Origin of the sequence: Aquisalimonas sp. APHAB1-3 (assembly GCF_048323695.1) — a bacterium.
Taxonomy (GTDB): Bacteria; Pseudomonadota; Gammaproteobacteria; order Nitrococcales; family Aquisalimonadaceae; genus Aquisalimonas.
This window is the reverse complement of the sequence record NZ_JBLWFT010000002.1, coordinates 45673-65001: the sequence shown is the minus strand read 5'-3', so window position 1 is coordinate 65001 and position 19329 is coordinate 45673. Positions and strand designations below refer to the sequence as shown.

At 66.8% G+C, this 19329-nt stretch carries 18 protein-coding genes; 13 read left to right on the top strand and 5 right to left on the bottom strand.

The window, feature by feature from the left end:
• Positions 1 to 9: 9 nt before the first annotated feature.
• Positions 10 to 1086 carry a DNA polymerase IV gene (gene dinB / locus ACNSTU_RS05445; RefSeq protein WP_290632812.1) on the bottom strand — a complete coding sequence of 359 codons (1077 nt, stop codon included), beginning with the start codon at positions 1084 to 1086 and terminating at the stop codon, positions 10 to 12.
• Between the two features lie 70 nt (positions 1087 to 1156).
• Here dinB and ACNSTU_RS05440 point away from each other — a divergent pair, with 70 nt between their 5' ends.
• Positions 1157 to 2581 carry an FAD-binding oxidoreductase gene (locus ACNSTU_RS05440; protein WP_290632814.1) on the top strand — a complete coding sequence of 475 codons (1425 nt, stop codon included), beginning with the start codon at positions 1157 to 1159 and terminating at the stop codon, positions 2579 to 2581.
• Here the strand turns inward: ACNSTU_RS05440 and ACNSTU_RS05435 are convergent.
• Positions 2578 to 3249, bottom strand: coding sequence for a glutathione S-transferase N-terminal domain-containing protein (locus tag ACNSTU_RS05435; RefSeq protein WP_290632816.1), 672 nt, complete (start codon positions 3247 to 3249; stop codon positions 2578 to 2580). The two genes, ACNSTU_RS05440 and ACNSTU_RS05435, sit on opposite strands and share 4 nt — an antisense overlap.
• A 43-nt stretch (positions 3250 to 3292) precedes the next feature.
• Entirely contained in the window at positions 3293 to 4522 is a 1230-nt protein-coding gene (locus tag ACNSTU_RS05430; RefSeq protein ID WP_290632818.1) for a hypothetical protein, read from the bottom strand.
• A gap of 148 nt (positions 4523 to 4670) precedes the next feature.
• On the opposite strand from ACNSTU_RS05430, the gene ACNSTU_RS05425 reads away from it, so the two are divergent.
• The 3 genes from ACNSTU_RS05425 to ACNSTU_RS05415 all read left to right on the top strand — a co-directional run bounded on the left by ACNSTU_RS05425 (position 4671) and on the right by ACNSTU_RS05415 (position 7188).
• The gene (locus ACNSTU_RS05425; RefSeq protein ID WP_290632821.1) at positions 4671 to 5048 is read left to right on the top strand and encodes a DUF3135 domain-containing protein; all 378 of its coding nucleotides are present in this window, start codon (positions 4671 to 4673) and stop codon (positions 5046 to 5048) included.
• Between the two features lie 113 nt (positions 5049 to 5161).
• On the top strand, positions 5162 to 5419 hold the full coding sequence (locus ACNSTU_RS05420; protein ID WP_290632823.1) for a type B 50S ribosomal protein L31: 258 nt from the start codon (positions 5162 to 5164) through the stop codon (positions 5417 to 5419).
• A gap of 473 nt (positions 5420 to 5892) precedes the next feature.
• Positions 5893 to 7188 carry a citrate synthase gene (locus tag ACNSTU_RS05415; RefSeq protein ID WP_290632825.1) on the top strand — a complete coding sequence of 432 codons (1296 nt, stop codon included), beginning with the start codon at positions 5893 to 5895 and terminating at the stop codon, positions 7186 to 7188.
• 54 nt (positions 7189 to 7242) lie between these two features.
• On the opposite strand, the gene ACNSTU_RS05410 is transcribed toward ACNSTU_RS05415, so the two are convergent.
• A complete protein-coding gene (locus ACNSTU_RS05410; RefSeq protein WP_290632827.1) occupies positions 7243 to 7896 on the bottom strand; it encodes a hypothetical protein in 654 nt (217 codons plus the stop codon).
• A 48-nt stretch (positions 7897 to 7944) separates the two neighbouring features.
• The gene (locus ACNSTU_RS05405) at positions 7945 to 10473 is read right to left on the bottom strand and encodes a penicillin-binding protein 1A (RefSeq protein ID WP_290632829.1); all 2529 of its coding nucleotides are present in this window, start codon (positions 10471 to 10473) and stop codon (positions 7945 to 7947) included.
• Between the two features lie 183 nt (positions 10474 to 10656).
• On the opposite strand from ACNSTU_RS05405, the gene ACNSTU_RS05400 reads away from it, so the two are divergent.
• From ACNSTU_RS05400 to ACNSTU_RS05360, 9 genes are all read left to right on the top strand, one after another.
• Entirely contained in the window at positions 10657 to 11718 is a 1062-nt protein-coding gene (locus ACNSTU_RS05400; protein ID WP_290632831.1) for a pilus assembly protein PilM, read from the top strand.
• The gene (locus tag ACNSTU_RS05395; protein WP_290632833.1) at positions 11715 to 12281 is read left to right on the top strand and encodes a PilN domain-containing protein; all 567 of its coding nucleotides are present in this window, start codon (positions 11715 to 11717) and stop codon (positions 12279 to 12281) included. The genes ACNSTU_RS05400 and ACNSTU_RS05395 overlap by 4 nt, the downstream gene beginning before the upstream one ends.
• Positions 12278 to 12871, top strand: a complete 594-nt coding sequence (locus tag ACNSTU_RS05390; RefSeq protein ID WP_290632835.1) for a type 4a pilus biogenesis protein PilO — start codon at positions 12278 to 12280, stop codon at positions 12869 to 12871. The genes ACNSTU_RS05395 and ACNSTU_RS05390 overlap by 4 nt, the downstream gene beginning before the upstream one ends.
• A complete protein-coding gene (locus ACNSTU_RS05385) occupies positions 12871 to 13416 on the top strand; it encodes a pilus assembly protein PilP (protein ID WP_290632837.1) in 546 nt (181 codons plus the stop codon). The genes ACNSTU_RS05390 and ACNSTU_RS05385 overlap by 1 nt, the downstream gene beginning before the upstream one ends.
• 21 nt (positions 13417 to 13437) lie before the next feature.
• Entirely contained in the window at positions 13438 to 15576 is a 2139-nt protein-coding gene (pilQ, locus tag ACNSTU_RS05380) for a type IV pilus secretin PilQ (RefSeq protein ID WP_290632839.1), read from the top strand.
• 110 nt (positions 15577 to 15686) lie between these two features.
• Complete coding sequence (gene aroK / locus ACNSTU_RS05375; RefSeq protein ID WP_290632841.1) at positions 15687 to 16223, top strand: shikimate kinase AroK; 537 nt, start codon at positions 15687 to 15689, stop codon at positions 16221 to 16223.
• Positions 16207 to 17310, top strand: coding sequence for a 3-dehydroquinate synthase (gene aroB, locus ACNSTU_RS05370; protein WP_290632843.1), 1104 nt, complete (start codon positions 16207 to 16209; stop codon positions 17308 to 17310). The genes aroK and aroB overlap by 17 nt, the downstream gene beginning before the upstream one ends.
• Positions 17311 to 17312: 2 nt before the next feature.
• A complete protein-coding gene (locus ACNSTU_RS05365) occupies positions 17313 to 18479 on the top strand; it encodes a deoxyguanosinetriphosphate triphosphohydrolase (protein WP_290632845.1) in 1167 nt (388 codons plus the stop codon).
• A gap of 80 nt (positions 18480 to 18559) precedes the next feature.
• Positions 18560 to 19192, top strand: coding sequence for an outer membrane protein (locus tag ACNSTU_RS05360; RefSeq protein WP_290632847.1), 633 nt, complete (start codon positions 18560 to 18562; stop codon positions 19190 to 19192).
• Positions 19193 to 19329: the final 137 nt, after the last annotated feature.

Sequence of the window (19329 nt, the reverse complement as noted above, 5' to 3'; positions counted from 1 at the left end):
CAATCGGCGCTATAGCAAGGCCATCTGACGGCCCGCCTCCAGATCCCGTGCCTCCAACCCCGACGCCGTCACGCCCAGCAGGCGCACCGCGCGGCGGTCCACATCGGTTTCCTCCAGCAGCACATCCAGCACCGGCAGCATGTCGGCGGCCTCACGCATGGGCGACCGGCCGGTACGCCGGCGGGTGATCAGCTCGAAATCGGCGTACTTCACCTTGAGCGTCAGCGTGCGCGCCTGCAGCCCCTTCTCTGCGAGGCTTGCGGCAACCTTGGCGGCCAGGGGCTCCAGCGCCGCAAGCATGTCCGCGCGTGCGGCGAGGTCCCGGCGGAAGGTGGTCTCCGACCCCACGGACTTGCGCTCGCGCACCGGCTGCACCGGGCGCTCGTCGATCCCCCTGGCGATGCCGTAGTAGAACGGCGCCCGCTTGCCGAACGCCTGCTGCAGCGCCACCAGATCCCACTGGCGCAGATCGGCCCCGGTGTGAATGCCCAGCCCGTGCATGCGCGCCTCGGTGGCGCGGCCGACACCGTGAAACCGACCCACCGGAAGGTCGGCCACGAACGCGGCACCCTGATCCGGGGTGATGACCGTGAGGCCGTCCGGTTTATCCAGATCCGATGCCTGCTTCGCCAGAAACTTGTTGTAGGAGACACCAGCCGAACAGGTGAGCCCGGTCTCCTCGCGCACTCTGGCGCGAATGGTGTGGGCCACCCGGGTCGCCGAGCCCTCGAAACCGGGGGTGTCGGTGACATCCAGGTACGCCTCGTCCAGCGACAACGGCTCCACCAGCGCCGTGTAGTCGAGAAAGATGGCGCGGATCTGCCGGGAGATGGCGCGGTAGACATCGAACCGCGGACGGATGAACACCGCGTCCGGGCACAGCCGGATCGCCCGTGCCGCGGGCATGGCGGAGTGGATGCCGTAGCGCCGGGCCTCGTAGCTGGCCGCCGCTACGACACCCCGGCCGTCGGGCGAGCCGCCGACCACCACGGCGCGACCGCGCAGGCTGGTGTCGTCACGCTGTTCCACAGACGCATAGAACGCGTCCATGTCCACGTGCAGGATCTTGCGGTGCTCAGCGGTCATGCGGGCGGATTCTACCCGAGTCGGGGCCAACCGTCGGGCCCCGTGGCGGCCAGCGTGGCACAATACCGCCATGGACCTGACACACAGCACACAGGAGGCCCTGGAGCGCATCCGGGCCACCGTTGGCACCGCGGGCTGGATCGATGGCGACGCCCGTGAGCCCTACCTGCGGGAGTGGCGCGGCCTGTACAAGGGGCGTGCCGCCGCCGTGGTGGCGCCCGCCTCCACCCGCGAAGTCTCCGCGGTCATGGCGCTCTGCCACCAGGCAGGCATCGGCGTCGTGCCCCAGAGCGGCAACACCGGGCTCTGCGGCGGTGCCGCCCCGGACGCGAGCGGCACCCAGATCATTCTCAGCCTGCGCCGCATGCGCCATATCCGCGACATGGACGCCGCCAACGACACCCTCACCGCCGAAGCCGGCTGCATTCTCGCGGACCTGCAGCGCATCGCGGCCGACGCCGACCGCCTGTTCCCGCTCAGCCTCGCGGCAGAGGGGAGCTGCATGCTGGGCGGCAACCTCGGCACCAATGCCGGCGGCACCAACGTCCTGCGCTACGGCAACGCCCGCGACCTCTGCCTGGGGCTGGAGGTGGTGCTGGCCGACGGCCGGATCTGGAACGGCCTCTCCGGCCTGCGCAAGGACAACAGCCGTTACGACCTGAAGGACCTGTTCATCGGCAGCGAGGGCACCCTGGGCATCATCACCGCCGCGGTGCTGCGGCTGTATCCGCGGCCCCGCCAGGTGCAGACGGCGCTGCTGGCCCTGCCGTCGTCCGAGGCCGCCGTGGAGCTCCTGCCGGCGCTGCGCGAGGCCGGCGGCGATACCCTGACAGCCTGTGAACTCATGAGTCGGACCAGCCTGGCCATGGCACTCACGCACATGCCCGGCTGCCGCGATCCCTTCGACGCAGCACACCCGTGGTATCTGCTGGTGGAGCTGTCAACGCCGCAATTCGGCGACGCGCTGCGCGACGCCCTGCAGGCATGCCTGGAGCGGGAAATGGAGCAGGGCCGGGTGGTGGACGGTGTGATCGCGGAGTCCCTGGATCAGGCGCACGCGCTCTGGCGACTGCGGGAGAGCATCCCCGAGGGTCAGACGCGGGAAGGCGCCAGCATCAAGCACGACGTCTCGGTCGCGGTCTCGCGGGTCCCCGCGTTCCTCGCGCAGGCGACGGCGCAGATCGAGGCCGCGATCCCGGGCATACGCGTCTGTCCCTTCGGCCATATCGGCGACGGCAACATCCACTTCAACCTGTCACAACCGGAAGGTGCCGACCCGGACGCCTTCCCCGCGCAGTGGAATGACTGCAACCGGATTGTCCACGACGTGGTGGCTGCCATGGGCGGCTCCATCGCAGCCGAACACGGTGTCGGGCAGCTCAAGGTCGCCGAACTGGAACGCCTGAAAGACCCGGTGGAGCTGGACCTGATGCGGCAGATCAAGGCGGCCCTGGACCCCACCGGCATCATGAACCCCGGCAAGGTGGTGCGTTAGCCTGCGGCCGGCACCTGGCTCAGTACGGCGTCCCGCCACGCGCGGATCCGTGGCTCGTCGGCCAGCAGCGCGTCGCCGTCCACCAGCCGCTGCCACTGGAGCATGCCGGCGACGCTGTAGTCGGCGTAGGCCGGTGCGGCACCGCTGATCCAGGGCTGATCCTGCAGCAGCTGTCGCAATGGCGTCAGCTCCCGGAGCACGGCGGCCACGGCATCCTCACGCTGCGCCCGGATCGCCACCACCGACATTCCGAACCGCCGCTCCCGGGTGGTCACGAAATAGTCGTAATCGGCAGGGTCCAGGTGGTGCTCGACGATGGAGGGCAGCACCACGCGCAGCAGCGCGGGCGCCAGGCGGGTATCGGCCCAGGTGTTCACGAAGCGGGTGGTGGCTCGGGCCGCCTCGCCGCCGAACAGGGCCGGAGCGTCCGGGTAGACGTCCTCCAGATAGCAGGCGATAGCCCAGGAGTCGCTGATGGTCTGCTCTCCGTCCACCAGCACCGGCACCTTCTCCTGTCCGCTGAACGCGATTCGCTCCTTGTCAGTGAAACGGCAGGGGATGCGCTCCGCCTCCAGCCCCTTGTGCGCCAGCGCCATGCGTGTGCGCCAGCAGAAGGGGCTGAAGCGCAGATCCGCCGCCCCGGTGAGTTCGTAAAGCTGGCGCGCCATGTTGCTCCCCCGTGAGTCCTGCCGGCCCGGGCGCCCCGTGCGATCAGAACGGCAGATACACCTGCACGTTCCCTCCGCCGAACGCCGCCCTATGAAGCCGTGCCGTTGGATTCAGCGCAACGTAACCGCCGGTGGACTGGTTGACGGTCACCTGCAGCGGCAGGGTCAGTTTGGCATAGAAACCCCGCTCGTCGTCCCGGTCACCATCCTCGCGTTCACGCACGTCGGCGTGATTGACGAAGACGCCGGGCGCCAGCTGCAGGCGCTCGCTCAGACGCCGGGTGATGCCCAGATAGGCCATGCGTTCCAGACGGTCCTGCCGGTCGACCCGGCCAGGGTCATCCGGCCGGCGCTCTCGCGCCACCAGGCGGAAGTAGCGCACACCGCCCCAGACCGCCGTATCGGGGCTGTAGGCATGCCGCAGCTCCGCCGTGACCTGGGTGTGGCGGCGCCGCAGGCGCTGTTCCGGAAGATCACTGTCGCCCCTGTCCTCCAGCGCGCGGGTAGTGTAGAGGCCTTCCACCTCCAGACCGGCCTCCCAGGCGTCGGCAAACGGGACCTCGACGCCAAGACCCGCACGGCCCTGCTGGTAGCGGTATGTAAAGTTCTCCACGTGATTGTGCAGGCGCGTGTTGTCGTTGTAGTTGGCAAAACCGTAGACAAGCGCCTCGCCAAGTCGGTGACCACCGGCCAGGTAGTAGGTGAACGGATAGCGTCCGTACTCGGCATCGCCCTGCTTGTCGTTGAAGATGAAATCCGGCGCCACGACGGTGGCGCGCAGGTGATTGCCATCACCACCATCCCAGGCAAGCTCACCGTGGAGGTCCACGTTCTCCTTGGCCCCTTCCACATCGCCGTAGAGCGTTGCGGTCACACCCGATCCCTGACCGAGCCCGGAACCAATGCCGATGAGGTTACTGTCGTAGCGACCGTCGAAGTCCTCGAACCGCCGGTAGCGGTAACGGAAGTAGGCCGGACCATCGAACTCCCCGGTCAGCTGAATCTCCTGGCGGGTATACAGCTCATCACTGCGGGCACTCCCGGCGGTGCCGAAGACACCGTCGCGCGGCGGGCGCGCTCCCTCATTCAGCCCCGGTGCCGGCTCGAAGGTAAACCGGTGGAGAAAGCTCTCCGTGTTGTAATCAAACTGACGTCCGTCAACCACATCCCGCCTGAACGGCTGGGGTTCGCGCCAGTCGGCCGCCGCATGATGCGCCACCGCAACGGCACCAAGCCCGACCACCACGCCCCATCGAAACAGTCTGATCACCATACGCTCCCCGAAAACTGGCATCGCTCCACTGATCCAGCCGGCTATGGTACTCACCTTCCGAGAACGATTGACAGGCCCTTGCGGCGGCAGCCGCCGCCGTGGACTAAGCTTGAGGGTACCGATGGCCGACCCCGGGGAGGGGCCCGGAATGACAGCAACCCAGCCGACCCAGCCCGATTTCGAGGAATGGCGCGACCTGGCCGCGCGGGACCCGGAAGCATTCGAAAGCCGCCGCCGCGCATTGATCGACGCGGCCATCGAGGATGCACCACCCGATCGGCGGGCACGCCTGCGGCGTCTCCAGTGGCGCATCGACACGGTGCGCTCCCGTCACGGCGACCCGCTGGCGGCCTGCGCCGCCCTGTCGCGCATGATGTGGGAGAGCGTGCGCGGCGACCAGGGGCTTCTCAATCAGGTGGCCTATCTCCACGCCCGCTGGACGGGCAATGCGATGCGCGAGCCGCCACGGGCGCGCGTGCTTCCGTTCGCCCGCCCCGATAAGCCGGCGTCCGCCGGCAACGACTGACGGCGCTCTCGGTTCTTGTCATGACGGCGTCCGGAAGGTATGATCCGCCCCCTTATTGAATACCCCGCACCCGCGGTCGGCCCGCGTGTGCCAAACCGAACAGGTATCCGGTCATGAAGAAGGACATCCATCCGAACTACCGCGAAGTCGTGTTCCAGGACATCGCCTCGGATTTCGCCATCCTGACGCGCTCGACGATCCGCACCGACGAGACCATTACCTGGGAAGACGGCAACGAGTACCCGCTGGTCAAGGTGGAGGTCTCCAGCAAGAGCCACCCGTTCTACACCGGCAAGCAGCGTGTGCTGAGCAGCGGTGGCCGCGTGGACCGCTTCAAGCAGAAGTACGGAAACGTCCGCAAGTCCCGCTGAACCATCTTCCCGCACCGTTGCAGTGCAGCGGTTGCCGGCAGGAAATGCGAACGACCTCGAAGAACCCGCGCCCCGGCGCGGGTTTTTTGCGTTGCACCACCCGAAAGCTGCCGCCACTCCCAGCGCCTCCCGATTTTAGCCGCTTTTTCCAATCATTTTTTTGGAATTTTAACGAAGTTACACCGAATTTCGCGCTTCTTTGCACATTCTTCCCCGCCCGCTCCTTTGCTGTTACTATCACCGCCGTTCGGTCAACCGGTGGCGCCTTCGCCGCGGTAAGTTGCTGCCAACCACGCCCCACGGTCCGGCAGGCAATGACCGGGGTCCAGACCCGCAGCGCTCCGCCCGCATGAGTTCCTCGCGGGCTTCCGCCTGCGGGGTGCGCTGATACCCTGCGGCCGGCACCTGAAGGCACGGCCCCGGCCGTCGACGCAGGCGTGGCTACGGCCCGTAGAGAATTAGGAGTAACTGGAATGTCCAAACATACTGTGACGCTCACGGACAACGCCACCGGCAAGAGCCTGGAGCTCCCGGTGCGTGAAGGTACGCACGGCCCGACCGCCATCGACATCAAGTCCCTCTACGGCGAATTCGATTCGTTCACCTACGACCCGGGTTTCACGTCCACCGCCAGCTGTCGGAGCGACATCACGTTCATCGACGGTGACCAGGGCACCCTGCTTTACCGCGGCTACCCCATTGAGCAACTGGCCGAGCACAGCAACTTCCTCGAAGTCTCCTACCTGCTGCTCTACGGCGACCTGCCGCAGAAAGCCGAACTCGAGAACTTTACCGACTCCATTACCCGCCACACCATGGTCAACGAAAGCCTGAAGAACTTCTTCAACGGCTTTCATTACAACGCGCACCCGATGGCCATGCTGACCGCCGTGGTGGGCTCGCTGTCCGCCTTCTACCACGACAGCATCGACATCAACGACCCGGAGAGCCGGGACCTGTGCGCGCAGCGCATCATCGCCAAGATGCCGACCATCGCCGGCGCCGCCTTCAAGCATTTCGTCGGCGAACCGTTCGTCTACCCCAAGAACCACCTGAGCTACAGCGCCAACCTGCTCAACATGCTGTTCTCGCGGCCGAGCGAGGAATACGAGATCAGCCCGGTGGCGGAAAAGGCGCTGGACCAGCTCCTGATTCTCCACGCCGACCACGAGCAGAACGCCAGCACGTCCACGGTGCGCCTCGCCGGCAGCACCGGCACCAACCCGTTCGCCGCCATGTCCGCCGGTTGCGCCGCCCTCTGGGGTCCTGCGCACGGCGGCGCCAACGAGGCGGTGCTGCGGATGCTCGAGGAGATCGGTGACGTGCGCAACGTCGCCAAGTTCATCGAGAAGGCGAAGGACAAGGACGACCCGTTCCGGCTCATGGGCTTCGGCCACCGCGTCTACAAGAACTACGACCCGCGCGCCACCATTATCCGGGACACCTGCCACGAGGTGCTCCAGGAGATGGGCATGGAGAACGATCCGCAGCTGGAACTTGCGGTGAAGCTGGAAGAGATTGCGCTGAAGGACGACTACTTCGTCGAGCGCAAGCTGTACCCGAACGTGGACTTCTACTCGGGGCTGATCTATCGGGCCCTGGGCATTCCCATGTCGTTCTTCACGGTGCTGTTCGCCCTCGGGCGGACGCCGGGCTGGGTCGCCCAGTGGATGGAGATGGTCGCCGACCCGGAACAGCGCATTGGCCGCCCGCGGCAGATCTACACCGGTGCCGCCAAGCGAGACTACGTCCCGGTGGACAAGCGCTGAGCCGCCCCTGCCGTCCGCCCGTCCCGGCTACAATCGCCGGGGCGGGCGCCGGATTCACTGCCCCGGAACGGGTATCGCGCCCGACCACTCCGCATCCGGCTCTGCGAGCAGGGCTTCCACAGCCTCCACGCCGGCCCGCTCCATGGGTTGGCCATCGACCTGGCTGAGCGGCGGCTGTCGCAGACCGGCCTCCGTGAACACCGTTAGGTCCACCGTATGGTTGCCGGCCAGAAACCGGTAGCTGGGCAGCGTCATCCACTCGTCCCGTTTGTATCGCACACGGCGCTCGGCCGGCTCGTACGGGATGCCGTTCTCCATGAGAAAGACGTCCAGCTCTTCCGGCGTCGCGGCGAAGACGTGCAGATTCACGTCCGACCACTCGCCCGCGGTACCATCCAGCACCGAGCCGACCAGGCGCGGCCGGAAGCGGGCGAAGAACTGCATGGCCTGACGCGCCGTTTCCCGAAGCTCACGCAGATGCGCCGTCTGCGACTCGCCCTGGAACAGCCGCTGATAATCGGCCACCGCCTCCTGGATCTCGCGGTTGCGGGGCATGTTCTGGGTGCCGGGTGCGCCCAGGCGCTCCGCCGCCTTGCGCTTGGCCTGGTAGTAGTCGCGGACACCCTCATCAACCATGATCCGCGCCGCCTCCAGCGCCAGGCGCTGACGCATGCGCTGATCCCGGGGAGTTCCCTGCTGTCTGGCCATCGTCACCCCTCCCTATCGCACCGCGAAACCGCGCGGGTGGCGGCCGCGTCAGAACAGTGGCGCGCCGTCGTCGTCACCCTGACTGCCGGAGCCGTTACGCTCGGCATCCGGATCACGGTCCGGCACCTGATCGGAGCGGAACGTTTCGAAGATCGCGCTGGGGTTGCTCGAGTCCGTGACCAGCCCCGACTCGGGATCGATCCGCACGGTCACCAGGCCGCCAGGGCGGCGCAGGCTGTGCTCGGGCGACCCGATCAACGCCATTTCCATGAAGTCCGTCCAGATGGGAAGGGCGGCACGGGCACCGGTCTCGCCGCGCCCCATGGAGCGCCCCTGATCGAAGCCGATCCAGGCCGTCGTGACCACGTCACCATTGTATCCGGCGAACCAGGCGTCCTGCAGGTCGTTGGTACTGCCGGTCTTGCCCGCCAAATCACTGCGCCCGATCCGCTGGGCCGAACGTCCGGTTCCGGACGTGATCACGTCCTGCAGCATGCTCGTGGTCAGGTAGGCGTTCTCCGCCGAAATGATCCGCTCCGCCGGACGGTAGGTGGGCGCCAGCGGCGTATCGCCATTAAGCTCTGCCGTTTCCTCCACGGAGGCGTCTTCCAGCACTCCGGCTTCATGGGGCGCCTCACCACATTGCTCACACGCCAGTGACGGCTGCGCCGCCTGAACCACGGTGCCATCGCCATCCTCCACGCGTGACACGAAGTAGGGCATGACACGGTAGCCACCATTGGCGAACACGGCGTAGCCGGCGGTCAGCTCCCAGGGCGTCACGCCCGCACTCCCGAGTGCCAGCGAGAGATCGTCGGGCATGCGGTCCCTGGGAAAGCCGAACTGATCCAGGAAGTCCCGCGTCGTGCCAGTACCGACGTCGCGCAACACGCGAATTGAGACCAGGTTGCGGGACTGCGCCAGCGCCTCGCGCATCCGCGTCGGGCCGTAGAACCGGCCCGTGTAGTTCTCCGGCCGCCAGGTGCTCTCCAGGGCCTCATCATGGAAAACTACCGGCGCGTCGTTGATGATGCTGGCCGGCGTATAGCCGCCCTCGAGCGCCGCCGAATAGATGAACGGCTTGAATGCAGAGCCGGGCTGGCGAACCGCCTGTGTGGCCCGGTTGAACTGACTCTTGCGGAAATCGAAGCCGCCACTCAGCGCCAGCAGTGCACCGCTCCTCGGGGCGATGCTGACAATCGAGCCTTCCACGTCCGGGACCTGCGCCAGGCGATAGCTGCCGCCACCGAGCGCCTGCACGCGCACCACATCTCCCACGGAGACAACGTCGGCGACGTGCTCGGGCTCCGCCCCCACCACCCCCTGGGACACCCAGGGCCGGGCCCATTCCATGGCTTCCACGTCGAGTTCCACCGTGTCGCCGCCGCCCATGTAGACGGTCGCCACGACGTCCTCGGCGTCATCCGCGTCGGCATCCTGCTCCAGTTCCTCGAGCGCGTCGGGATCCAGCGCGTCGTCGTCCACGCCCCGAGGACCGATGGCGATCACGAGACCGGGACGTAGCCCCCCGAGGGTGCGCAGGCGACCCAACGCGTCATCCCACTCCTCCTCCCCGGCAAGGGCGTCCATGTCCAGCTGCCCCTCGGGACCGCGATAGCCGTGCCGCCGGTCATAGGCCAGCAGATTGCGACGCAGCGCGCGGTTGGCGATTTCCTGATAGCGGCTGTCGATGGTGGTGTACACCCGGTAACCGCCGGTATACGCCTCGTCCGCGCCGACCATGTCAACGACGTGCTCACGCGCCATCTCGGCAACATAGGGTGCCTCCACCGTGGGGCGCACGCGTCGGACGTGGGCCGTGTCCGGCTGGGTGCTCGCGTCGGCGAACGCTTCGGCGCTGATGACGCCGCTTTCGTGCATGCGGCGCAGCACGTAGGCGCGCCGCTGCAGGGCGCGCTCCGGGTTGGCTACCGGGTTCCAAAGCGACGGCGCCTTGGGCAGGCCGGCAAGCATGGCCGTCTCGGCAAGCCCAAGCTCGTCCGGTGACTTGCCGTAGTAGATCTGGGCGGCGGCGCCAATGCCGTAGGCGCGCTGCCCCAGGTAAATCTTGTTGAGGTAGAGCTCGAGGATCTGCTCCTTGTCGAGCTCCCGCTCAATCTTGAACGCGAGCAGAATTTCGTTCAGTTTACGCATGTAGGTCTGCTCGCGGCTCAGGAAGAAGTTCCGCGCGACCTGCATGGTGATGGTGCTGCCGCCGGGGCCGATCTCCCGGTGCTGCACGAGGTAGAGCACGGCGCGTGCCAGGCCCTGGTAGTCGACACCGGGGTGCTCGAAGAAGCGCTCGTCCTCGGCGGCGACGAACGCCTGCCACACGCGCTCGGGTATCTCGTCGAAGCGCAGCGGCTCGCGCATGTTCTCGCCGAACTCGGCGACGAGCTCACCGTCACCGGAGTAGATCCGCAGCGGCTCCTGGTAGCGGACGTCGCGGAGCTGCTCCACCGAAGGAAGCTGTGGCGACAGGTAGAGGTACAGGCCTGCCAGCGCGACGGCACCAACCAGCGCGAGGGACAACACGGTCGCCAGACCGTACACAAGGAAGCGGGGAAGACGGCGCATGATTCTCAATAATGTCTATGTGGTCTCGGTTTCGCCAAGTATAAAGCGTTATAACGGCGGGGACGAGTGCCAGATCAAACTTTCTGTTTTTCATTTCTTGCGGTTTGATCTATAGTTACGAAAAACTCTGCATGAAGCAGGGCAACTCTCTCACCCAAGCCACACAATGATAAGGGATTTCTCGTGGGACTCTTTCGCAAGAAAAGTCCACCGCTGCTGGGCATCGACATCAGCTCGTCGGCTGTCAAGCTGCTCGAACTGAAGCGCCAGGATGGCCGGTTTCGAGTGGAGAGTTACGCAGTCGAACCTCTGCCGTCCACTGCAGTGGTGGAAAAGACGATCGCCGACATCGACGCCGTCTCCGACGCCATCAAGGCTGCGGTCAAACGCTCGCGCACGAAGGTGCGCACGGCGGCGCTGGCGGTTCCCGCCTCGGCCGCGATCAGCAAGACCATCTCCATGCCCGGGGACCTGGGCGAGCAGGAGCTGGAGGCGCAGATCGAATTGCAGGCGGACCAGTACGTCCCCTACCCCCTGGACGAGGTAAACCTGGACTTCCAGATCATGGGGCCGTCGACCGACGGAGCCGGGATGGATGTGCTGCTGGTCGCCTCCCGCTCCGACAACGTGGACAGCCGCGTCGACGCCTGTGAGGCGGCCGGGCTGACACCGCACATCATGGACGTGGAGAGCTACGCCACCGAAACCGCCTTCGATCTGATCGCCGGCGAGCTCCCGGGCAAGGGCAAGGACCAGACCATTGCGCTGCTGGACGTGGGCGCGGTCATGACCACCCTGACCGTGTTCACCAACCGCCAGATCATCTACACGCGCGAACAGGTCTTCGGTGGCCGCCAGCTGACCGAGGAGGTCCAGAGCCGCTATGGCCTGACTTACGACGAGGCCAGCCGCGCCAAACGACAGGGCGAGCTGCCGGACGGTTATCAGGAGGAGGTCCTCGAGCCGTTCAAGCAGGCCATGGCGCAGCAGATCGTCCGCTCGCTGCAGTTCTTCTATGGCGCCAGCCAGCACAACAGTGTCGACGCCCTGGTGCTGGCCGGCGGCTGTGCAGGCATTCCCGGTGCGGCCGAGCTGATCCAGCAGGAGAGCGATGTGGCCACCTACACCGCGAACCCCTTCGCCGGCATGGCAGTCGCCTCCCGCATCAAGAAGCAGCGGCTGAATGAGGATGCGCCCGGGCTGATCATCGCCTGCGGCCTGGCCATGAGGGGTTTCGACGCATGACGCGCATCAACCTCCTCCCCTGGCGTGAAGCGCTGAAGAAGCAGCGTACCACCGAGTTCTACGTCATCCTCGCGATCACCGCCGCCCTGGCCGCCGCCGTCTGGTACGCGGGGCGCTGGTACATCGGCGACCTGGTCAGCCACCAGGAGTACCGCAACCAGATGCTCGAGACGGAGATCGCCCAGCTCGAGCTCCAGATCGAGGAGATCGACGAGTTGGAATCCGTCCGCGAGCAGCTGCTCGCGCGGATGAGCGTGATCGAGGAATTGCAGGCCGGCAGGCCGCAGGTTGTTCACCTGTTCGAGGAGATCGCCACCACCATCCCTGACGGCGTCTACCTTGAGGAGCTGAACCAGAGTGGCGAGCAGTTGACGGTCTCCGGGGTCGCCCAGTCCAACGCGCGCGTCTCCACTTACATGGAGAACCTGGACGGGTCATCGTGGCTCACGGCCCCGGACCTGGACGTGATCGAAGTGGACGACCGCCAGGGTAGCCGCGTCAGCCGCTTTACCCTGCGCGTGGACCAGACCGACCCGAACCGCGACGGGGAGGGGGCGGAATGAAACTCTCCGACATCAACCTCAACGAACTGGACCTCAACGAGATCGGGATCTGGCCGTGGCCGGCCAAGGCGGTCGTACTGATTCTGGTGTTCGCGCTGCTGGTGGGGGCCGGCTGGTACTTCGACTGGCAGGATCGCCAGACCACCCTCGAGCGCGTTGAAGCCGAGGAAACAGAGCTACGTCATCGCTTCGAGATTCGGCAGGAGCGCGCCGCCGCCCTGGACGACTACAAACAGCAGCTCGAGGAAATGGAGGAGTCCTTCGGCGCCATGCTCCGTCAGCTGCCCAGCCGCGTCGAGGTCGCCGGCCTGCTGGTGGACATCTCCCAGACGGGGCTCGCATCGGGGCTGGAGTTCGAGCTGTTCCGGCCGCAACAGACCCGCGAGCGCGAGTTCTACGCGGAGATGCCCATCGACATCGAGGTGCGCGGGACGTATCACCAGTTCGGCCGGTTCGTCAGCGGTGTTGCCAACCTGCCCCGCATCGTCACCCTCCACGACGTGGAAATCGAGGACACGGGTGACAACGGCGAACTCGCCATGCGGGCGACCGCGCGCACCTACTGGTACCTGGACGAGGAGGAAGGCTGATGATTCCGACTGCCTCCCGCCCGGGCACCGGCCCCCTGGTCGCCGCGATTGTGGCAGCGGCACTAGTGCTCGGCGGCTGCTCCCGCGACACCGACGACCTGGACGCCTACATCAAGGATATCCATGACCGGCCGGCGCGGGCACTGGAGCCCGTCCCGGAACCCGAGCCGGCGCGCAGCCACCGGTATCCGGATCTGGACATCCGCAACCCGTTCGCGCCCCTGAGCTTTGCGGAACCTGACGACGATGGCGATGACATGGCCGACGGCCCGACGCCGGATCGTGACCGCCCCAGAGAGCCTCTGGAGGAGTTCCCGCTGGACTCCATGCGCATGACCGGCATTCTGGAACAGGACGGATCGCGGTGGGCACTGATCCGCGACCCGGGCGGCACCGTTCACAGGGTCCAGGAGGGCAACTACCTGGGCGAGAACCACGGCGAAATCAAGCGCATCACCGAGCAACGCGTGGACATCCTGGAGCTCGTCCCCGCTCAGGATGGCGGCTGGCGTGAGCGTGACGCGTCGCTGACGACAAGAGAATAAGGCAGAGGGAGTCAACGAACGATGACGACGTTTGCGAAGGACAGGGCAAGGAGAGCCGCCTCGGCGAAGGGCCGGCGGCGCAGCCCAACCACGCGACTGGGCACACGACTGCTGATGACGGCGGCCGGGCTTCTCCTGGCGGCGGAGGCGCTGGCCGAGAACGCACTGCGGGACATCAGTTACTCCACCCTGTCCGGCAACCGTGTGCAGATCTCTGTGGAGCTGGAGAATCCGCCCGAGGAGCCCAGCAGCTTCACCATCGACGACCCGGCACGCATCACTTTCGACTTTCCGAATACGCGCAACCGCCTCGAGAGCCGCAGCATGCGGATCGGCGTGGGCGCCATCGAAGGTGTGTCCTCAGCCGAGGCGGACGGCCGCTCACGGCTGGTGCTCAACCTTTCGGAGATGACCGAGTACGACACCCGGATCGACGGCAACACCCTGCACATCTTCCTCGGCGGAGCTCCCGATGGCGCACCGGAAGCAGCCACCGCAACCGCGCTCGGCGATGATGAGCCGACGACCGCACCGCCGGGCAGCGCGCTGGAAGACATCGACTTCCAGCGCGGCAGCGACGGCGCCGGGCGGGTCGTCATCGACTTGAACGACGACCGCGTCCCCGTGGACCTGCGCCGCAGCGAGGGCCAGATCCACGCCCGCTTCCGTGACACCGACGTCCCGGAACGCCTCCAGCGGCGGCTGAACGTGGTCGATTTCGCCACGCCCGTGGAAACCATAGAGACCCGCCAGGACGGCGGCGACACGCTGGTCCGCATCCAGCCCATCGAGGGCGAGGATTACGATTACATGGGGTACCAGGCCGGCAACCAGTTCACCATCGAGTTCACCCCCGTCACCGAAGAGGAGCGCGAAGCCGAGGAGCCGGAATACACGGGTGAACGGCTGTCCCTGAGCTTCCAGGACATCGAGGTTCGCTCGGTACTGCAGATCATCGCCGACTTCACCGGCCTGAATGTGGTGGTGAGCGACTCCGTCACCGGCAACATCACCCTGCGCCTGCAAAACGTCCCCTGGGACCAGGCCCTGGACATCATTCTGCAGACCAAGGGCCTCGACAAGCGGGTCACCGACAACGTCATGCTGGTCGGGCCTGCCGACCAGATCGCCGCCCGCGAGCGCCAGCAGCTCGAGGCGCAGCAGGAACTCGAGGAAATGGCGCCGTTGCGCTCGGAGTTCTTCGAGATCAACTACGCCACTGCCGCCGAACTGGCCGGTCTGATCCGCTCCGAGGAGACCTCACTGCTGTCCAGCCGTGGCCAGGTGGCCATCGACGAGCGCACCAACACCCTGATCATCCGCGACACCGACCAGAACCTCTCCAGCATCCGCTCACTGGTGAACCGGCTGGACGTGCCGGTGCGTCAGGTGCTGATCGAGTCGCGCATCGTCATCGCCAACGACGACTTCAGCCGCGACCTGGGCGTGCGCTTCGGTGCCAGCGCCAGCGGCGGTGACGGGGTAATCGGCGGCACCCAGGACGGCGCCTTCGAATTCGCTGGCGGCACGACCGGCTTCGAGACCCCCGCGGGCAGCGGTCAGGAAGGCCTGATGGTCGACCTGCCGGTGGACGACGCCGCGGGCTCCGTCGGCCTTGCCGTGGGACGCATCGGCGACCGCCTGCTGCAGTTGGAGCTCTCGGCCATGGAGACGGAGGGCCGAGGCGAAGTGGTGTCCAGCCCGCGCGTCATCACGTCGAACCAGAAAACGGCGAGCATCCGCCAGGGCGTGGAGATCCCCTACCAGGAGGCCACGGCCAGCGGCGCCACCAACGTCTCCTTCCAGGAGGCCCTGCTGGCGCTGGACGTGACGCCGCAGATCACGCCGGACGAGCGCATCATCATGGATCTGGAGGTCAGCCAGGACACGGTCGGCCAGGTCTTCGCCGGCGTTCCCAGCATCGACACCCAGTCCGTCACCACCCAGGTGCTGGTGGACAACGGCGAGACGGTGGTCCTCGGCGGTATCTACGAGCGCGAGCGGCGGGAGCAGGAATCCCGGGTGCCGTTCTTCGGCTCGCTGCCCGCCGTGGGCTGGCTGTTCCGCAACCGCCAGGCGGTGGACGAGAACAGCGAGCTGCTGATCTTCGTCACGCCGCGAATCCTGCAGGAGAGCCTGTCCGGCGGTTCGACACAATAGGCTCGCTCCGTGGCCCGCCGTCGCCGCCCGCTGGGGCGGTAACGGCGGGCCAGGCTTCAAGCGGACCCGCCGCGGCGTTATCCTTGCTGCTTTTCCGGACGAGTATCGGCATGAGCCAATCGCGGCATCTTTTTCTCATCGGCCCCATGGGCGCGGGCAAGTCCACCATCGGTCGGCGCCTGGCGCGGGCGCTGGAGCTCCCGTTCGTGGACAGCGACCAGGTGATCCAGGAACGCACCGGCGTCGACATTCCGCGCATTTTCGACGTGGAGGGCGAGGCGGGTTTCCGGCAGCGCGAGAAGGCCGTCATCGACGAACTCACCGCCGGCTCACCCGCGGTCCTCGCCACCGGCGGTGGCGCGGTGCTGGACCCGGAGAACCGCCACCACCTACGGGAACGCGGCACGGTGGTCTACCTGCAGACCTCCGTTGACGAGCAGCTCCGCCGCACCGGCAAGGACAAGCGACGCCCCCTGCTGCAGACGGCCGACCCGCGCGCGCGGCTGGAAGCGCTGCTCACCGAACGCGACCCGCTGTACCGCGAAACCGCTCACCTGACCATCAGCACCGAACAGGGCAATATCGGCCAGGTCGTACGCAGAATCCTCGACACACTGGACAGCCAACGCCATGACCACCACGCCTGATCCCCGCCACCTTCAGGTGAACCTGGGCGAGCGCAGTTACACCATTCTCATCGGCCCCGGCCAGCTCGATGGCGGGTCGCCGCTGGCGGACTGGCTGCCGGGCCGGCAGGTTCTGGTGGTAACCAACGAGACCGTGGCGCCACTCTATCTGCAGCCGGTGCTGGACAGCCTTCCCGGCCTGCAGGTGGAAGCACTCACCCTGCCGGACGGCGAGGCCCACAAGACCGTGGCCAGCTGCGAGCAGATATGGACCCGGCTGCTGGAGCTGCGATTCGACCGCAGCTGCACCGTCATCGCCCTGGGCGGGGGCGTCATCGGCGACCTGGCCGGCTTCGCCGCCGCCGCGTATCAGCGTGGCGTCGCCTTCGTACAGATCCCGACCACGCTGCTGGCGCAGGTGGACTCCTCCGTCGGCGGCAAGACGGGGGTGAACCACCCGCTCGGCAAGAACATGATCGGCGCCTTCCATCAGCCCCGTGGCGTCATCGCCGATACCGACGTGCTCGCCTCCCTGCCCGTGCGCGAGATGTCCGCGGGCGTGGCCGAGGTCATCAAGTACGGTCTGATCCGCGACGCAGACTTCTTCGCCTGGCTGGAGGACAACATTGACGCGCTGCTGGCACGCGAGCCCCAGGCGCTCGCCTACGCCATCGAGCGCTCCTGCGCCAACAAGGCGGACGTGGTGGCGGCGGATGAACGCGAGCAGGGCATGCGTGCCACCCTCAACCTCGGCCACACCTTCGGCCACGCCATCGAGACCGCCACCGCCTACACCACCTGGCTGCACGGCGAAGCGGTAGGTGCCGGCATGGCCATGGCGGCGCATCTCGCCGCGGCAATGGAGTGGCTGCCCGCCGACGATCACGCGCGTGTCGTGGCTCTGATCCGGCGCGCCGGGCTCCCCCTGGAGCCGCCGGAGCTCATGACCAGCGAGCAGTTCCTGGAGCTCATGGCGGTGGACAAAAAGGCCCAGGCGGGCCGTATCCGCCTGGTGCTGCAGCAGGGCATCGGCCACGCTGTGGTCACCGACGCCGTGCCGGATGCGCTTCTGCGCGCCACCCTGGACCACTACACCGACGGCAACTGACCATGGCCACTCCGGAAGCGCGACCCCTCGCCCCCTACGCCGCCGATCCCGCACGCAGCCGCGGACGGGTCATCAGCGAGGGCGACGCCACCTACCGCAACGCCTTCCAGCGCGACCGCGACCGCATCATCCACGCGTCCGCGTTCCGACGCCTGGAGTACAAGACCCAGGTGTTCGTGAACCACGAGGGCGATCTGTTCCGCACCCGGCTCACGCACACCCTGGAGGTCTGCCAGATCGCCCGCACAATTGCCCGGGCACTGGATCTCAACGAGGACCTCACCGAAGCTATCACGCTGGCCCACGACCTGGGGCACACGCCCTTCGGCCATGCCGGCCAGGACGCCCTGAACGCCTGCATGGCGGATTACGGCGGCTTCGAACACAACCTCCAGTCCCTGCGCGTGGTGGACACCCTGGAGCAGCGCTATGCCACCTTCGACGGCCTCAACCTCACCTTCGAGACCCGCGAGGGCATTCTCAAGCACTGCTCCGCCCGCCACGCCCGGGAACTGGGACCGCTGGGCCGGCGCTTTCTCGACCGCACGCAACCGGGGCTGGAAGCGCAGCTCGCGAATCTGGCCGACGAGGTGGCGTACAACAGCCACGACGTGGACGACGGCCTGCGCGCCGGCTTGCTGGACATCGACGAACTCCAGGAGCTCGGGCTGCTCGGGCGCCTGTTCGCCGAGGTGCGGAAACACCACCCGGACATCCCGCGCCGGCAGTTCATCTACGAGACCGTCCGGCGCATGATCGCCGAGCAGGTCGCCGACATCATCGAGACCACCACGGACAACCTGCGCGACGCCGCGCCGGACTCGATCGACGCCGTGCGCCATCGCCAGGAACCACTGCTGCGATTCAGCGACTCGATGCAGGCGGAGCACAGGGAATTGAAGCAGTTCCTGTTTCGGGCGCTCTATCGGCACTATCGTGTCTACCGGATGGCGGAGAAGGCGAAGCGGACGATCCGCGCCCTGTTCGAGGCTTTCATGGACGACCCGGACCTCATGCCGCCTCAGCACAGCAGTCGCAGCCACCGGTTGGCGGAGGCCGGGGGCGCTGCCGGCCGCGCCCGCGCGGTGGCAGATTACATCGCCGGCATGACCGACCGGTTTGCCATCGACGAGCAGGACCGGCTGTTCAACCCGAAGCGCCTGACGTGACCCGGTCGCTGGCAACAGCGGATCGATTGAGCCACCATCAGAACCGTCAAGGAAACAAACCCATGAAGAGGGCAAAGACAATGACAACGCGCATACAGGGATCGGCCATGGCCGTTGGTCTGCTCGCCGCATTTGGAACCGCCACACCTGCCATGGCGGCGGATCGCTACGAGGGCGTCTACCTGGGCGTGCTCGGCGGCTGGAGCAACTTCGACACGGAAGTGGACGCGGACAATACCAGCATCGATGGCGCCAGCGCCGCCGGCCCCACCATGGGGGTGGTGCTCGGCACCAGTCAGGCGCAGGACGGTGCATTCCTTGGCCTGGAGGTCCACGCCACCTACAGCGACGCGGAGTATGAGCGCCAGAACGGCGGCGACCGCCAGACACTCACGGCCAGCACCGGGGTGGGCGTCACAGCGCGCTTCGGCGGCCTCGTGGAAGAGAGCACCCTGCTCTACGGCCTCGCAGGCTGGCAGCAGACCCGGGTGGAGCTGGAAACCGTCAACGGCGGCGTCGACTCCGACTCCACCGACATGGCCGGCGTGCGCTTCGGCGGCGGGGTGGAGTTCACCAATACCGCGCGCAATTTCGTACGCTTCGAATACAGCGCCGTGGTCCACAAGACCACCGAACTGGAAGCCGGCGGCGAAACCTTCGACGTCGCACCCGTGGCCCACCACTTCCAGGTGGGGCTCGGTTACAGGTTCTGACCGCCGTGCACCCCCCTGCGCCACCCGGCGCGGGGGTCTCTCCGCCCGCCCGTGGTCCGGGCGGGCGCCGCACCCCTGTGCCGCCCGGATTTGTGGCACTCATCACAAATCGCTATACTGGTCGACCCTTTGCCCTA

Coding starts and splice junctions, on each gene's coding strand:
- dinB (WP_290632812.1), bottom strand. CDS start 1,086: ATGACCGCTGAGCACCGCAAGATCCTGCACGTGGACATGGACGCGTTC.
- ACNSTU_RS05440 (WP_290632814.1), top strand. CDS start 1,157: ATGGACCTGACACACAGCACACAGGAGGCCCTGGAGCGCATCCGGGCC.
- ACNSTU_RS05435 (WP_290632816.1), bottom strand. CDS start 3,249: ATGGCGCGCCAGCTTTACGAACTCACCGGGGCGGCGGATCTGCGCTTC.
- ACNSTU_RS05430 (WP_290632818.1), bottom strand. CDS start 4,522: ATGGTGATCAGACTGTTTCGATGGGGCGTGGTGGTCGGGCTTGGTGCC.
- ACNSTU_RS05425 (WP_290632821.1), top strand. CDS start 4,671: ATGACAGCAACCCAGCCGACCCAGCCCGATTTCGAGGAATGGCGCGAC.
- ACNSTU_RS05420 (WP_290632823.1), top strand. CDS start 5,162: ATGAAGAAGGACATCCATCCGAACTACCGCGAAGTCGTGTTCCAGGAC.
- ACNSTU_RS05415 (WP_290632825.1), top strand. CDS start 5,893: ATGTCCAAACATACTGTGACGCTCACGGACAACGCCACCGGCAAGAGC.
- ACNSTU_RS05410 (WP_290632827.1), bottom strand. CDS start 7,896: ATGGCCAGACAGCAGGGAACTCCCCGGGATCAGCGCATGCGTCAGCGC.
- ACNSTU_RS05405 (WP_290632829.1), bottom strand. CDS start 10,473: ATGCGCCGTCTTCCCCGCTTCCTTGTGTACGGTCTGGCGACCGTGTTG.
- ACNSTU_RS05395 (WP_290632833.1), top strand. CDS start 11,715: ATGACGCGCATCAACCTCCTCCCCTGGCGTGAAGCGCTGAAGAAGCAG.
- ACNSTU_RS05390 (WP_290632835.1), top strand. CDS start 12,278: ATGAAACTCTCCGACATCAACCTCAACGAACTGGACCTCAACGAGATC.
- ACNSTU_RS05385 (WP_290632837.1), top strand. CDS start 12,871: ATGATTCCGACTGCCTCCCGCCCGGGCACCGGCCCCCTGGTCGCCGCG.
- pilQ (WP_290632839.1), top strand. CDS start 13,438: ATGACGACGTTTGCGAAGGACAGGGCAAGGAGAGCCGCCTCGGCGAAG.
- aroK (WP_290632841.1), top strand. CDS start 15,687: ATGAGCCAATCGCGGCATCTTTTTCTCATCGGCCCCATGGGCGCGGGC.
- aroB (WP_290632843.1), top strand. CDS start 16,207: ATGACCACCACGCCTGATCCCCGCCACCTTCAGGTGAACCTGGGCGAG.
- ACNSTU_RS05365 (WP_290632845.1), top strand. CDS start 17,313: ATGGCCACTCCGGAAGCGCGACCCCTCGCCCCCTACGCCGCCGATCCC.
- ACNSTU_RS05360 (WP_290632847.1), top strand. CDS start 18,560: ATGACAACGCGCATACAGGGATCGGCCATGGCCGTTGGTCTGCTCGCC.